This window comes from Mesorhizobium sp. WSM4844 (assembly GCF_055811775.1).
In genome coordinates, this window is sequence record NZ_JBVVQB010000251.1 from 1 (window position 1) to 211 (window position 211).

General features: G+C 64.9%; 1 pseudogene. It reads right to left on the minus strand.

What is annotated here, in order from left to right:
- Positions 1-211, minus strand: a pseudogene (locus AC0L2A_RS36635) (glutamine synthetase); the annotation flags it as partial.

The following is a 211-nucleotide window of genomic DNA, read 5'->3' on the forward strand; positions in this document are numbered from 1 at the left end:
CAGATACTCCCGCTCCCACGGGCTGATCACTTCCATGAAGGTCTCGAATTCCGCCCGCTTGATCGCCGCATAGGTGGCGGCGAACGACTTGCCGAGCAGCGTGCAGAGTTCCTCGTCGGCTTCGAACAGGTCGACCGCCTCGAGCAGGCTGCGCGGCAGGTCGATCTCGGCCGCGTTGGCGGTGGTGAGAACCGGCGGTTCGGCCTTGATC